At 65.4% G+C, this 15098-nt stretch carries 10 protein-coding genes; 4 read left to right on the top strand and 6 right to left on the bottom strand.

Annotation, left to right across the window (positions count from 1 at the left end; genetic code table 11):
• Nucleotides 1-75: 75 nt before the first annotated feature.
• Nucleotides 76-1308: a CaiB/BaiF CoA transferase family protein gene (locus ACVWZM_RS06040; RefSeq protein ID WP_456835339.1), complete on the bottom strand. Its 1233-nt coding sequence runs from the start codon at nt 1306-1308 to the stop codon at nt 76-78.
• A 153-nt stretch (nt 1309-1461) separates the two neighbouring features.
• Between ACVWZM_RS06040 and glgA the strand changes: the two genes are divergently transcribed.
• Both glgA and ACVWZM_RS06050 read left to right on the top strand, forming a co-directional pair.
• A complete protein-coding gene (gene glgA, locus ACVWZM_RS06045) occupies nt 1462-2889 on the top strand; it encodes a glycogen synthase GlgA (RefSeq protein ID WP_253587478.1) in 1428 nt (475 codons plus the stop codon).
• A gap of 180 nt (nt 2890-3069) precedes the next feature.
• Nucleotides 3070-4128, top strand: coding sequence for a class I SAM-dependent methyltransferase (locus ACVWZM_RS06050; protein ID WP_057017529.1), 1059 nt, complete (start codon nt 3070-3072; stop codon nt 4126-4128).
• A gap of 111 nt (nt 4129-4239) precedes the next feature.
• On the opposite strand, the gene ACVWZM_RS06055 is transcribed toward ACVWZM_RS06050, so the two are convergent.
• The 5 genes from ACVWZM_RS06055 to ACVWZM_RS06075 all read right to left on the bottom strand — a co-directional run bounded on the left by ACVWZM_RS06055 (nt 4240) and on the right by ACVWZM_RS06075 (nt 12159).
• A complete protein-coding gene (locus ACVWZM_RS06055) occupies nt 4240-5871 on the bottom strand; it encodes a L,D-transpeptidase family protein (RefSeq protein WP_456852190.1) in 1632 nt (543 codons plus the stop codon).
• Nucleotides 5872-6134: 263 nt separating this feature from the next.
• Complete coding sequence (locus ACVWZM_RS06060) at nt 6135-7373, bottom strand: MFS transporter (protein ID WP_229190824.1); 1239 nt, start codon at nt 7371-7373, stop codon at nt 6135-6137.
• 88 nt (nt 7374-7461) lie between these two features.
• Nucleotides 7462-8049: a PRC-barrel domain-containing protein gene (locus tag ACVWZM_RS06065; protein ID WP_141340353.1), complete on the bottom strand. Its 588-nt coding sequence runs from the start codon at nt 8047-8049 to the stop codon at nt 7462-7464.
• Nucleotides 8050-8109: 60 nt separating this feature from the next.
• The gene (locus ACVWZM_RS06070; RefSeq protein ID WP_456835341.1) at nt 8110-10311 is read right to left on the bottom strand and encodes an amylo-alpha-1,6-glucosidase; all 2202 of its coding nucleotides are present in this window, start codon (nt 10309-10311) and stop codon (nt 8110-8112) included.
• Between the two features lie 84 nt (nt 10312-10395).
• On the bottom strand, nt 10396-12159 hold the full coding sequence (locus ACVWZM_RS06075; protein ID WP_076827043.1) for an ABC transporter ATP-binding protein: 1764 nt from the start codon (nt 12157-12159) through the stop codon (nt 10396-10398).
• 313 nt (nt 12160-12472) lie between these two features.
• Here ACVWZM_RS06075 and ACVWZM_RS06080 point away from each other — a divergent pair, with 313 nt between their 5' ends.
• Nucleotides 12473-13540, top strand: a complete 1068-nt coding sequence (locus tag ACVWZM_RS06080) for a glycosyltransferase family 4 protein (protein ID WP_057017535.1) — start codon at nt 12473-12475, stop codon at nt 13538-13540.
• 302 nt (nt 13541-13842) lie between these two features.
• Nucleotides 13843-15096 (top strand): ABC transporter substrate-binding protein, encoded by a 1254-nt coding sequence (locus ACVWZM_RS06085; RefSeq protein WP_168857900.1) that lies wholly within the window; start codon nt 13843-13845, stop codon nt 15094-15096.
• Nucleotides 15097-15098 lie beyond the last annotated feature (2 nt).

Raw genomic sequence — 15098 nt, forward strand, 5'->3', positions numbered from 1 at the left:
GTCGTCTGTTGGGCGGCAGATTGTCCGGAATCGCCGCGCGCGACAAGACCGTAATGCGGATGAAAAGCCGCAGGCTTAATGACGCGCCGTCTTTGCCGGTTGCGCCGCGAAGCCTGCGATCTGATCCTCGGAGAGCCCGATCTCCTTCAGATAGGACAGCGTGTGCTCGCCGAGCGTCGACATCCGCTTGCGCGCACCGACCGCAGCGCCGGACATGCGGAACGGCAGATTGAGCACCTTGAAGCTGCCGCCGCCGTCCGCAACCTCGGCCAGCGCGCCGCGATGGGCGATTTGCGGATCGGCGAGCGCCTCGCGCACGGTGCGATAGGCCGATGACGGCACGCCATACTCGTTGAGCGCGGCAAGGCAGGCCTGCGTGCTGACCGAGCGCGACCATGCCTCGACGCCCTCCATCAGGCCCGCCCAGTTCTCCCGCCGATCGGAATATTTGGCGAAGCGCGGATCGGACACCCAATCGGGACGACCGATCACCTGCATCAGGTTCTGGAACGTCTTCTCGCTGGCGATCGCCACCATCACGTAGCCGTCGGTGGTCTCGATCGGGCCGAACATCGGGCGCTGGGTTTGCTTCACCTCGAATTGCGACCATTGCAACTCGTTCAGGGTCAGGCTCAGCATCGATTCCAGCATCGAGACGTCGATGTGCTGGCCCTTGCCGCTGGCGGCGCGCTGGTAGAGCGCCGCCGAGATCGCACCGAAGGCGTAGACGCCGGTCAGCACATCGGCGTGGTAGATGCCGCAATAGTCCGGCCGGTTGCGGCCCGGTTGGTAGGCGAGATGCGCCATCTCGTAGCCCGAGGCGGCATGGATCACCGGCGCATAGGCCGGCAATTCCGCCGACGGGCCGGTCTGGCCGTAGCCGGAGATCGAGCAAAAGATCAGCTTCGGATTGATGTCGCGGATAGAGGCATAGTCGAGCTTCAGCCGCCGCATCACGCCGGGACGGAAATTCTCCACCAGCACGTCGGCGGTGGCGATCAGCCGGCGCACGGCTTCGACGCCGGCCGGCGACTTCAGGTCGAGCACCAGGCTGTTCTTGCCTATATTGAGCTGGCCGAACGCCGTCGAGCAATTGTTGCGCACCGGCGGCCGCGTCCGCATCGTCTCGCCCTCGGCGGGCTCGATCTTGATCACCTCCGCGCCCATGTCGGCGAGCATCCGCGTGCAATGAGGTCCGGCGATCGTGGTCGAAAAATCGAGCACGCGAAGGCCGTCGAAGCTCCGTGTCAAATTCCCCTCATCGTCAGCGGCTATGGTCGTCGGCAAGGCTTCCTCCACCTTCGTCATTGGTTGTTCGGCGTCGCGTGACCCTAAAGTGAGCCGCCCTGGCAGGAAAGCGTCTCGTCCAGACCGGGAGCGCGGGCCGTCTTGCATTTTACTCAAAGGCAGATTGGACCCGATCTTGCATAGCCATGTCACGGGCTGGAACGAGGGCGCTTGTTGAAGGTCTTATTCGTCACGACGGAGATGGACGATTTCGTCCGCGTGGGCGGGCTCGCCGCCGTTTCCGCCGCCCTTCCACGGGCGCTCCGCCCGTGGAGCGACGTCAGGATCATGCTTCCCGGCTACCGGGATGTGGTCGAACAGTTCACGCATATTGAAATCGTTGGGCAATGCCGAGCGCTCGCCGAGATGCCGGCCTGCACGCTCGGGCGTGCGTCGACCAGGGACGGACTTCCGGTCTACGTGCTGCTGTGCCCGCAACTCTACGAAAGGCCGGGCAATCCCTATGGCGATGAGTCCGGCCGCGACTGGCCCGACAACGACATCCGCTTCGGCCGCTTTGCCTCCGCCGCTGCCGAACTTGCAGCCGGGATGCTGGACAAGAATTGGGCAGCGGACCTCGTACACGCCAACGACTGGCAGGCCGCGCTCACACCGGCCTACCTCGCCTGGCGCGGCGCGCGGATCCCCTCGATCCTGACCATCCACAATCTCGCCTATCAGGGCCTGTTTCCGAAGGACTCGCTGCGACGGATCGGCGCACCGGAAAGCTCATTCCACATCGACGGGCTGGAGTTCTACGACAAGCTCTCCTTCCTCAAGGGCGGCCTCGTCTACGCCTCGCATCTGACCACGGTCAGCGCGACCTATGCCAGGGAGATCACGACCGCAGAGCTCGGCTGCGGCCTGGAAGGCCTGCTCCGGGTGCGCTCCGACGCCGACCAGCTGACCGGGATCCTGAACGGCATCGACGAGAGCTGGGACCCGCGCCACTGCGCGCAGCTCGCACAGCCGTTCGGCTCCGGCGACTGGAAGGGCAAGCAGGCCAACGCCGACTATGTCCGCCGCCAGTTCGGCCTTGCGGTCTCGCGCGGGCCGATCTTTGGCCTCGTCGCCCGCCTCGTGCATCAGAAAGGCGTCGACCTCGTGCTGTCGGCCGCCGACGAGATCGTCAGGGACGGCGGACAGATCGTCGTCACCGGCAGCGGCGAGCCGGCCATCGAGGATGCGCTGGTGGCCGCGCATCGCCGCCGGCCCGATGCGATCGGCGTGATCATCGGCTTCAACGATGGGCAGGCGCGCCGAATCTTCGCCGGCAGCGATTTCACCCTGATGCCGTCGCGCTTCGAGCCCTGCGGCCTCAGCCAGATGTATGCGCAGCGCTTCGGTTCGCTGCCGATCGGCCACCAGACCGGCGGGCTTGCGGAAACCATCGCCGACGGCGAGACCGGCTTCCTGTTCGCGCAGCCGTCGGCGGAATCCTTCCTCGGCGGCGTCAGGCGCGCCTTCGACGCCTACCGCGTCAAGGACCGGCTCAACGCCATGCGCTCCAGCGCGATGGCCAAGTCCTACAGCTGGGACCTGTCGGCCGCCTGCTATGGTGCGCTGTACAAAAGGCTGATCATGACGCGCGTGATGGCGTAGGCGGCTCGCCTCGCGGGCTTGTGAAGCCCGGCGTTTGTGGGATCCCACCGGCCCGGTAACAATCGGGTCATTGCACCGAACCTTTCAGGCAATCACGTCGCCACACGGCTGGACGACGACGCATGCGTGAAATTGCGAATGATGACTTTTGGCCAAACGCGATTGCGATGGAGGAACATCATGGACGTCAACGAAGAGCGCCTCAATTCATTCATGGGAAAGATGATCGGCGATGTCGGCGCGGCGATGAATGCCTCGTTGATGCTGCTGGGCGACAAGCTCGGGCTGTACAGGGCCCTCGCGCAGGGCGGGCCGATGAATGCCGCGGCCTTGGCCAAGGCAACGGGAACGGCCGAGCGCTACATCCAGGAGTGGCTGTCGGCGCAGGCGGCCTCCGGCTACATCGAGTACGACAAGGCATCCGGAAAATTCTCGATGCTGCCCGAGCAGGCGCTCGCGCTGGCCGACGAGGACAGCCCGGTCTTCCTCGGCGCCGTCGGAAGCCTGGTCGGCGCGACCTTTCTCGATGAGCCAAAAATTACCGACGCCTTCAAGACCGGCAAAGGCGTCGGCTGGAACAGGCGCAGCGAGTGCCTGTTCTGCGGCACCGCCCGCTTCTTCCGCACCAGCTACAAGCACTATCTGGTGCAGGAATGGCTGCCGGCGCTCGAGGGCGTCGTCGACAAGCTGAAGAAAGGCGCCGTCGTCGCCGACGTCGGCTGCGGGCACGGCGTCTCGACGCGATTGATGGCGGAGGCGTTTCCAAAATCAACCTTCTACGGCTTCGATTATCACGAGGGCTCGATCGAGGCGGCGCGGAAGTCCGCGCGGGAGGCGGGATTGTCGGACCGCGTTCATTTCGAAACGCATTCCGCCAAGACATTCCCGGCCAAGGGCTATGACCTGGTGTGCTTCTTCGACTGCCTGCACGACATGGGCGATCCGGTCGGCGCCCTCAAGCATACCCGCTCCACCCTCGCCGACGACGGCACCTGCATGCTGATCGAGCCGTTCGCCAACGACCGGCTGGAGGACAACCTCAATCCGATCGGGCGCGTCTACTACGCCGCCTCGACGATGATCTGCACGCCGGCGTCGCTGGACCAGGAGGTCGGGCTCGCGCTCGGCGCGCAGGCCGGAGAGGCAAGACTGCGCGAGGTGGCGCGCCAGGGCGGCTTCTCGCGGTTCCGCCGCGCCGCGGAAACGCCGTTCAACCTGATCCTGGAAGCTCGCCCGTAAGACGGGCAACCGCACAATGCGATTGGGCGGCGACATCACGCCGCCGCCCAACGCTGCAATGCTGATCTCACGCCCCGGCCGCTCGTTGCGGCCTGCGTCCTCGACGCCCCGCTACCAGTCCTGTTGCGATTGCCAGAAGTACTGGCCGCCGCGCCGGCGCGGATTGGCCGCTTGCGGATTACCGTAAATCTGGGGATTGCCGTACTGAGGATTGCTGTATTGGGGACTGCCATACGGAGTACCGTATTGGGTGCCCGATTGGGGATTCCAGCTGCGCTGATAGAAGAAGCCGAAACCGTCGTCGTCTCTGCTCGCAACCATGTCGTCGGTCATCATGGGCCGGGTCGGCTTGCGCGTGATGAAACCGCCCTGAGGCTGGTTGCTCAGAACGGCGACGAATTCGGTGCGATAGTTGGTCTCGGCGCTCAATGGCTCGTCCGAGATGATGATCGAAGAGCGCGCAACGGCGGTCGGCGCGATGCGATCCAGCACATCCTGCGGGATGGTGATGCGGTCGAGCGCGTTCCTGGCGCTGTCGCCGTCGTCGATCGACACCTCGGTCCAGCGCAGACCGCCCGCGTCGTTGCGTGCCATCGCCGTGTAGATGTGCGTGCCGATCGGTTTGTCCGGATCGCGAATCGTGACTGGAACCTCGATGCTCGAGTCGAACACTTCGCCGCCATCAGCCCACGGCTTGTGGGTGTTGCGCCGAACGTAAAGCTTCTGCGTCGCGCGGCTGATGTAGACGGACACCGGCTCCAGCGCGAGCTTCGCCTCGGTCGCCGCCTTCTGGGTATCGGCTTTCCTGGTCTCGGCCGCCTTGGTGGCGTCCTTGGCGGCGGCTGCGGCGTCGAGCTTCGGCTTGGCGTCGCCCTGGGCGGCCTCGAACTGCGTGGTCGCTTCCGCGGCCTTGGCCACCGCCTTCTGCTTCAGATCCTCGGCGCGCGCCTTGGCCTGGTCGGTCTTGGCCGCGGCGAGCGTCTTGTCGGCCAACGCAACCGCAGCATCGGCACGGGTCTTGATCTGTTGCAATTTGCGCAGCGACGCCGGTGTGAACAGTGCGGCCTCCTTGGTCGCGGCTATCGAAGCCTTCTTCGCCTCGTCGGCTGCCTTGGCGGCATCCGTGGCCTCGCGGCTGAGCTTCTCGGCGCGCGCCGGAGCTGCCGCAATGGCTTGCGCGTTCGGCACGAACAGCGCCGGATGGGTGAAATCGACCGGGGCCGGGTCGTTCGGCGCGATGATCACCCGCATCCCGATCCGGGTCTTGTCGAACAGCTTCTCGGCAAAATCGTAGGGCATCCGGACGCAGCCGTGCGAGGCCGCATATCCCGGCAGCGGCCCGCCATGCAGCGCGATGCCGTTCCAGGTGATGCGCTGCATGTTGGGCATCCAGGCATCGTCATACAGGGTCGAGTGGTGATCCTTGTCCTTCTCGATCAGCGCAAAGACGCCGGCCGGCGTCTCGCGTCCCTTGACGCCGCTCGAGACCGGCGCACGGTAGATCCAGCCCTCGGCGTCGTAGAGCGTCACCTTCTGGGCCTTGATCGACACGATCGCCATGATCGGCTCGCCAGCGGTGCGCGGCGCGGTCGCCTCGACGGCTGCCGCGGGACGCTGCTCTTTCGCCGCGACGCCACCGGTCAGTGACGCAAGTGTGACCATCGCTGCGAAAGTCACAAAGGCGGGTTGGCCCCAACGCCGCATCGCTCCGGTGGTTTGCGCCGTCGTCGTTCGATGTACCATGCCGCTCCTCGGTCGAAATGCCTGCCCGCGCTCCGTCAATCCCGTACCAGACCGCGATTTTGGATTGATTAATCGCCGCCACGGTCCAACGCGCGAACTCGCTCCTGGGGACCATCGGACTCGTTCCAGCAGCAAATCACTTATGTATTCACTCATATATGACGGCACATGCAGGAGAAAGGGTGCCGCGCAGCAAAACCGACCGGTAGCCGTATCCCAGTCTGGTCGGTGGCGGCCAATGGTGCCGCGGTTGCGCCCTGCCATCATGCCGTCCGCCGCGTCTCCGGCATCACCAGCCAGATCACGAACAGCCCGAATGCGGCGATCCCGGCGAGGCCCATGAAGGCCGTGCTGCTGCCGAGCTTGTCGCTGACATAGCCGGCCAGCACCGTGCTGAGCGACGCGCCAATGCCGACCGCGGTGCCGACAATGCCCTGCGCCAGGTTGAAATGGCCGCTGCCGAAGGCGATGTCGGCCACGATCAGCGGCACCATTACGCTGAAGATCGCCGCGGTGATGCCGTCGAAAATCTGCACCATGACCAGCACATAGGGGTCACGCACCGTCGCGAACAACAGGCCGCGGATCGCCAGCGCGGCGAATGCGATCAACAACAGCGGCCGCCGCCCCCAGGCCTGGGCCTTGCGGCCGACCGACGGCGAGGAAAGCGCGACGATCGCCTGCGGCACAATGATGCAGGCCGCGATCAGAACCGGCGCCCATTGGCTCGACCGGGTCGTCACCACGCCCGCCATCAGGGGCAGCATCGCGGCATTGGCGAGCTGGAACAGCATCATCGCGCCGGCGAAGATCAAGAGCGGCCGCTGCCGCACCAGGCCGACGACGCTGGTGGCGCGCTTGTCGGGGACTTCCCGTTTCACCTCGCCATGGGCCTGCGCGATGTCGATCTCGCGCTCGCGGATCCGGGCCAGCGACAACAGCGTCGGGATCGCCAGGATGAAGGTGACGAGGAACACCGAGCGGCTCGACAGCAGATAGCCGCAGGCGCCCATCAGTGCTGCGGCCGAGCCGCTGCCGAGCGAGGCGAAGCGCGCATTGCGGCCGAGCCGCTCGCCGATCGCAAGCGGCCCGACCAGGCCGAGGCTGATCGCGGCGATCGCCGGACCGAGCACGCAGCTCGCGAGCGCGTGCAGCGTCGCGGCGAGCGTCACCACGGGAAAGATCGGCCAGAGCGCGTAGGCCAACGCGCTGGCGCCAATCGCGGCCACCGCACAGCCCGCAACGACCCGCTCGGAGCGCGCCGCATCGACGATCGCTCCGCCGGGCATCTGGCCCAAGAGTCCGATAATGCCGCCGATCGAGAGCACGAAGCCGATCTCGACCTGGGTCCATTTCTGCGTCGTCAGATAGACCGCGACGAACGGGCCGAAGCCGGTCTGCACGTCGGCCAGGAAGAAGATGAACCAGTCGAGGCCGCGCTGGCTTTCCCGCGACGGCCCGCGCGGTTCCTCCGGAGTGGGCTGATCGGGGACAATTGACACAACGTTGGTGCTGCCGGCTGATCGCTCGCCACGATCGTCGCCAACCGTCTCTAAAGAAGAGTTCGGACGCGCGACCAGCTCTACCCCCCTAATGTTCGTAATCCCATGGATGCAGGCTTCCCGCCGCGCCCAGCACGATCAGCGGCGTATCTTCCTTGTACTCGGGCGCAGCGCTCACCTGCTGCTTGTTGAGGTCCAGCGTGATGCTGTCGCTCTTGCTGGAAACACCGGCGAAACGCAGCGCGTTCCAATCGACCACGATCTTGCGGCTGCCGACGCCGAGGAAGCCGCCGAAATCGATCACTGCGGCGCGGACCTTGCCGTCGCGGTCGACAATGACGTCGACGATACGGCCCATGTTCTCATTGGCGGAACTGCGAACGTCGCGCCCGAGAATGCCGTGCGCATCGCGAGCACCGATCACGGTCACCGACGGCGGCGGCGACGGTTCCTTGGACGGTTCCTTGGACGATTCCTTTGAGGGCTCCTTCGCCTGCTCCTTCGGCGTCGCAGAGGCTGCTGGCGGCGCCTGGGCTGCCGGCGGCGCAGGAGTTGCTGGCGTTGCTGGCGGCGCCTGCACGGCCGGCGGCGATGGTGCAGGCGCCGGCGCTTCGTCGTCGGCGGCCCGGACACCCGCGCATGCCAGCAGCGCCGCTGCGACCAGCATCATCATCATCCTCGGACGCATGTTACCCTCCCCGCGATTTCCCGGCGCACGCATGCCGCGCGACGACGCTCAATGCGTCAGCACGATAGACACCTGGATCTGGCCGCGCGTGCGCAACACTTCGAGCGACACCTCGTCGTCATGGCGGCGCAGCCTCAGATCGACGCTGGAAGCGCCGAGTCTAAGGTCGCGCAGCACCACGTCGTTGAGGAACTCCGGCAGCCGCGGATCGCGCAACCTAATCTCGCCGCGCGCGGTGTCGAACTCGAGGCCGAGCGCCGCCTCCAGCAGCGTGAACGGCGTCGCGCTCGCCCAGGCCTGCGGTGCACAGGCCACGGGATAGAGCACCGGGCCGCGCCGGCGCTCGCGGCGGAAGCCGCAGAACAATTCCGGCAGCCGCCGCAGTTCCATATAGCTCGCGGCGTCGAACAGGCCCTTGAACAGATGCGCGACCGAATGCTTGAGGCCGTAGCGGGCAAATCCGAGCGCGATCAGCGCATTGTCATGCGGCCAGATCGAGCCGTCGTGATAGGACATCGGGTTGTAGCGCACTTCGCCCGCGGCGACGGTGCGGATGCCCCAGCCCGAGAAGAACTTCTGGCTCATCAGATCGGCGGCGACCCGCCGCGCGCGGTCTTCCCGCACCATACCGGAAAACAATGCCTGGCCGGCATTCGACGTGCGCACCTTGCAGGGCTGCTTGGCGCCGTCGAGCGCGACCGCATAGGTGCCGAGCTCCTCGCACCAGAATGCTTCCTCGAACCGCTCGCGCAGCCGCTCGGCCTCGGCTTCCAGCTTCGCAGCCTTGTCGGCAAAGCCGAGCTTGCGCGCCGCGCGCGCGGCAAGCTGCTTGCCGGCAAACACGTAGCCCTGCACTTCCGCGAGCGCGATATTGCCCTCGGCAAGCGTTCCGTCGGCGTGGAAGATGGCGTCGAACGAATCCTTCCAGCCTTGATTGCGCAGCCCCTCCTCGGTGGCGCGCTGATATTCGACGAAGCCGTCACGGTCGGGATCGCCCGGGCCGTCGATCCATTGCAAGCCGGCCTCGACCGCGGGCCACAGCTCGCGCAGCGTCTCCAAATCGCCGGTGCGCTCCAGATAGAGCCCGGCGAGCAGCACGAACAGCGGAGTCGAATCGACGCTGCCATAATAATGCGCGAACGGCACCTCACGAAGCGCGGCCATCTCGCCGCCGCGCATCTCGTGCAGGATCTTGCCTGGCGCGGCATCGGCCAGCGGATCGACCGCCTTGGCCTGGAACAGCGCGAGCCGCTTCAGCACGCCCTTGGCGATCCGTGGATCGACCCACAGCATCTGCAACGCGGTGATCAGCCCGTCGCGGCCGAACGTCGTCGAATACCAGGGAATGCCGGCATAGGGGTAACGGCCCTGCGGCGTCTCGGTCATCAGCATGTTGAGGTCGGCCATCGCCTGGCACAGCACCTCGTTGAAGATGTTGTTCGAGGTCTCGATGCTGGCTGCGCCGGCCGACGAAGTCCGCATCTCGCGGCGATGCGCCAGCAGGCCGCGGAAGAACGGCACCGGCTTCTGCATGATCGGCTTGTTGCAGGAGACCGCGACGAACAGCGACGTGACCTGCCCCGGCTCGAGATCGAAATGATAGGTCGCCGCGTTGACCGACAGCCGCGTCGGCCGCGGATCGAAATGCAGCGCGGTGATCCGCGTCTGCTCGTCGAGGCCGCAATATTCCAGCACCACGTCGGTCGGGCCGAGCAGCTTGCTCGAGCCGATGCCCCGCCGCGGCCGGCGCTCGCCGCGCACTTCGAACAGATCGGCAAAGTCATTGTCGAACAGCAGCGTGAGATCGAAGCTTGCGGCATGATCGCCGTGATTCTGCAGGCCGATGCGCTGATAGGCCGTGCCGCGCCACAGAAAGATCGAGCGCACGATATGCAGCGTGTCCTTCGGCAGCGTGAGGCGGTCGTCGCGATAGACGTCGGAATTGGTAAGGTCGACCGTCAGCGCCGAATTGTCGTCGCGCATGTTGGAGCCGAGCAGGAGCGGCTGCACGTCCTCCAGCACCATTTCCAGCCGCGCCAGGTAGCGGGTGTCGGCGTTGAACAGGCCGTCCGGCCCGCCGGCCGAGGCGCCGATGTCGCCATGGCTGTCGAGCACGATGAAGGTGTCGTCATGCTTGAGCGAGCGCCGCGGCCGCGCCGCGGGCCCAGTCATCGGAATGTAGAACGGCGATTCGGCGACGTGCTCCGTGATGCGAGCGGTGATGATCTGCGTAACGACGTCAGCTGCCATCTGAACCTCTGGCGACTTTGCTTGGCCCGTATCCTGGTTCGAACGAACGCACCGGAACGCACAAACGCACTTGACGACGCGGGGTCAGGCCGCGCTGGTGGAAAGTCGGCCCATTTCACGCGCGACCAGGTCGCGGTAGGGGCCCCTTCCCTTCACGAGGATATCGGGCGGACCGTCCTCGACGATCCGGCCGCCCTGCAGCACAAGCACGCGGTCGAAGCTGCGCAACGTCGCGAGGCGGTGCGCGATCGCGACCACGGTACGCCCGCGCATCAGCCGCGACAACGCCTCGCGGATCGCCTCCTCGGAGTCGGCATCGAGCGCCGCGGTGGCCTCGTCGAGCAGCAGGATCGGCGCATCCTTCAGGAAGGCGCGCGCGATCGCGATGCGCTGGCGCTGGCCGCCGGAGACCTTGACGCCGCGATCGCCGACGATGGTGTTCATGCCCTCGGGCAAAGTTTCGATGAAGTCGCAGCGCGCCGCGATCGCCGCCCGCAGCACCTCGTCGTCGGTGGCGTCCGGCCGGCCGTAGCGGATGTTCTCCAGGATCGAACGGTGGAACAGCGAGATATCCTGCGGCACCACCGAGATTGCGGCGCGCAGGCTTTGCTGCGTGACGCGCGAGATGTCCTGGCCGTCGACGGTGATGTTGCCCTGCTCGACGTCGTAGAAGCGCTGCAGAAGGGTAAACAGTGTTGACTTGCCGCCGCCGGAGTGGCCGACCAGGCCGACCCGCTGGCCGGGCTGGATGCGCAGGCTGAAGCGCTCGAACACCTGCAGGCCGCCGGGATAGCGGAACGAGACGTTGTTGAAGGCGATCGCGGCGCCGCTCTTCACCAGCGCCTCGGCCTCCGGATGGTCCTTCAGCTCGTGCGGCTGCAGCAGCGTCGCCAGCGCCTCGGTCAGCCGCGCGACATGCTGGGTGACGTCGACCAGCGCGACCGCGAGATCGCGGGTGGCGCTGAGGATCGAGATGCCGAGCGTGCAGACCAGCACGACGTCGCCGGTGGTCGCCGCGCCCTGCTGCCAGAGGCTGAGCGCCCAGGCCAGCATCGCGATGGTCAGGATGACGGTCACGCCGGCGTGAATGAGACGAAGCTTCTCGAGGTAGCGCAGGGAACGGCCACGCGCGACGAGTTCCCGATTGACGGTCGCATCGAAGCGTTCGTGCTCATAGCCGAGGCCGCAGAACGCGCGTACCAGCGGCAGGTTGTTGATGACGTCGACCATTTCGCCGTCCACGGCGGCCGCCCTGTTGGCGAAATCGTCATGCAGCGGCCGGCCGGCGGCGGCGATGCGGAACATGGCCACCACCATGGTTCCGGCGATCAGGATCAGCACTGCTGACATTGTCACGCTGACTGTTCCAACCAGGGCGATCGCCGCGAAGGTCGCGATGCAGGGCGGCAACACGTTCCATACGAACATATTCTCGACGGTGAACACCGCGTTCGAGGTCGCCGTGATCCGGCTGGTCAGCATGCCCGGCAGCCGGTCCGTGAAATAGCTCGGCGCGTGGCCGGTGAGATGGCGGAACATGTCGCGGCGAAGATCGCCGGTGACGCTGACAAAGGTGTAGCTCGCGGTCCAGCTCGCGATCCGCCACAGGAAGTTGTCAGCTGCAATCAGTGACATGAGCAGAGCGAATGCCAGCCATACGCCGTTCGCGGCCGACGGCCCTGCCGACAGCGCATCGACCAGATTCTTCACGCCGTATTGCGTGCCTACCGAGCAGGCAACCGCCGCAACAACGGCTGACAAAATCACAACATGCGACGGCAGACGCCGGCGCAGATAGCGCAACACAAAGGGAAACGGACGATGCGCGTATCCTGACAGATGGTCCATGACGTCCTGCAAAGCTGTTGAAGGTGAACGAGAAAATTCTAGTCGAAGCTCTCGCGCACGATGACGTGAAGGGCGGCGGTGGGATTCCTTGATGCAGCCATCACTGCGCAACAATTTTGCAACGCTGGCATAGGCAAAACCGTGTTGGAGCGTGATGGCATCAGCAAGACCACAGTGTGATGGAAGAAAGAAGCGGCAGATCTCCCACATCTAAGGAACCTCGCACGTGCGAGAACGTTCCCGTCTTTGGCATGTCGGTGCCATCTGAGGGCTGAGGGTAGTTCATTCCACATTACAAACAGGAGACGGAGAGATGCGCATCGCGCAGGTTGCCCCGCTGACGGAGGCTGTTCCCCCCAAGCTCTACGGCGGCACCGAACGGGTCGTGCACTGGCTGACCGAAGAACTTGTAACACTTGGACATGACGTGACGTTGTTCGCCAGTGGCGATTCTCAAACCTCCGCGAAGCTCGATGCGACCTGGCCGAAGGCACTGCGGCTCGACGGCTCGGTCCGCGATCCCAATGCGCTCCACATGGTGATGCTGGAACGCGTGCGGCAGAAGGCCGACGACGAGGAGTTCGACTTCCTGCACTGCCATCTCGACTATTATCCGTGGTCGCTGTTCGCGCGGCAGCCGACGCCGTTCGTCACCACCTTGCACGGACGGCTCGACCTGCCGGAGCATCAGCCGGTCTTCAACACCTTCTCGAAGATTCCGGTGATCTCGATCTCCAACGCGCAGCGGCGGCCGGTGCCGCAGGCGCATTGGGTGCGCACCATCCATCACGGCCTACCGGAGAATCTGCTGACGCCGCAACCGGCGAAGCCGTCCTATCTCGCGGTACTCGGGCGCATCGCGCCGGAGAAAGGCGTCGATCGCGCGATCAAGATCGCAACCCGCTGCGGCATTCCGCTGAGGATCGCGGCTAAGGTCGATCGTGCCGACCAGGAATATTACGATGAGTTGATCAAGCCGCTGATCACCAGCAACCCGTTGGTCGAGTTCATCGGCGAAATCAGCGACCGCGAGAAGCCGGATTTTCTCAGCGGCGCGATCGGGCTCCTGGTTCCGATCGACTGGCCGGAGCCGTTCGGCCTCGTGATGATCGAAGCGATGGCCTGCGGCACGCCCGTCATCGCCTATAACCGCGGCTCGGTGCCGGAGATCATCGAGGATGGCCTGACCGGCTTCATCGTCGAGGACGAGATCAGTGCGATCTCCTCCGTCGGCCGCCTAGGAACGCTCAATCGCGACGCGATCCGCAAGCAGTTCGAGACCCGCTTCACCGCGCGGCGCATGGCGCTCGACTATCTCGCCGCCTTCCGCGGCCTGATGGAAGCCGAGCCGCGCTTCAAGCTGGTGGCCAGCGCAGAGTAGCAGTTGCAGCGGCCGATCGAATGATCCGGCGGGCCGGCCGGCACCATCCGTGCCGGTCCGTCGGGTCGTTCGATTGTCAATAATACCGTCGTGAGCGGCGGCAACTCTCACGCAGCAAAACACTACGCATGCCCGCGTCGCACGATTGCTGCGACGCACCAGCGATGACAGGTTTCCCCATCAGTTCGGCTGATATCGCCTTTGCGAATGCCAAATTACGTGCTCTTATGCGCCGCGCTTGAGCAAAAAATAATAAGCGAGCGGACGGAGCAACCGTGCCGAGATCGCGCAGGGGGAACGTTATGACAGGGGACCGCAAGCCGTCGGCCATTAATAATGCCGCACCGACCAGAGCCTCACAAAACAAGCTGAACCGCCGCAAATTCCTCGCCAAGACCGGCGGCGTGCTGGCGGCAGGCGCGTTCGGCGCCGTTCCGCTGCGCGGCTGGGCGGCCGATCCGATCAACATCGGCGCGCTCTATCCGACCACCGGCAGCATGGCGCAGATCGGCGTCGGCTGCGTGGCTGCGGCCAAGCTCGCGGTCGACATGGTCAACGAGGCCGGCGGCATCAAGTCGCTCGGCGGCGCCAAGCTCAACCTCATCGTCTCGGACGTGCAGAGCGACACCACGGTGACGCGCACCGAGACCGACCGCCTGATCACGGGCAACAAGCTGTCGGCGATCCACGGCTGCTATGCCAGCGCGCTGACCTTGATCGCGAGCGAAGTCTGCGAACGGGCGAAGGTCCCGATCATCACCGGATCGAGCTCCGATCAGCTCAACAAGGGACGCACCTACACCTTCACGCCGTTCGCGCGCGCTTCGCAGTTTGCCAAGGCGCAGCTGCAGATGGCCAAGCTGGTCAGCGAGCAGGCCAAGGTCGCCGTAATCTTCGAGAACACCGCGTTCGGCACCTCGACCTCGAACGGGCTGAAGGAGCTGGCGCCGGGCGAAGGCGTCGAGATCGTGATGTTCGAGCCCTACTCGGCCGGCTTCACCGACGCGAGCCCGCTGATCAACAAGGTCAAGGCCTCCGGCGCCAACACGCTGTTCTCGCTGTCCTATCTCAACGACCTCATCCTGATCGTGCGCACCGTAAAGCAGGTCGGGCTCAACATCGCGATCAACGGCGGCTCCGGCGGCTTCGTGATGCCGGACTTCTACAAGAATGTCGGCAATGCCGCCGAGGGGCTGCAGGGCGTTGCGCACTGGAACCACGACGTCAGCGACGACGCGCAGAAGGTGAATGTCGAATTCAAGAAGCGCACCGGCGAGTTCGCGTTCGAATATGCCGGCGGCCTGGTCGCGCAGACCTTCATGCTGGCCGACGCGCTGGAGCGCGCCGCCTCCGCCGATCCCAAGAAGGTGCGCGAGGCGCTCTCGACGCTCGATGTTTCCTCGGGCTTTGCTGCGATGGCGCCGGGCGGCAAGGTGAAGTTCGGGCCGGACGGCAAGAACGTCTACGGCCGCCCGGTCGGCGTGCAGTGGCAAAACACCGATCTCGTCAGCGTCTTCCCGAAGGAAGACGCCCGCGCCCCGCTGATGAAGACCTGAAC

The sequence above is a fragment of the Bradyrhizobium sp. USDA 4501 genome, from assembly GCF_054062115.1.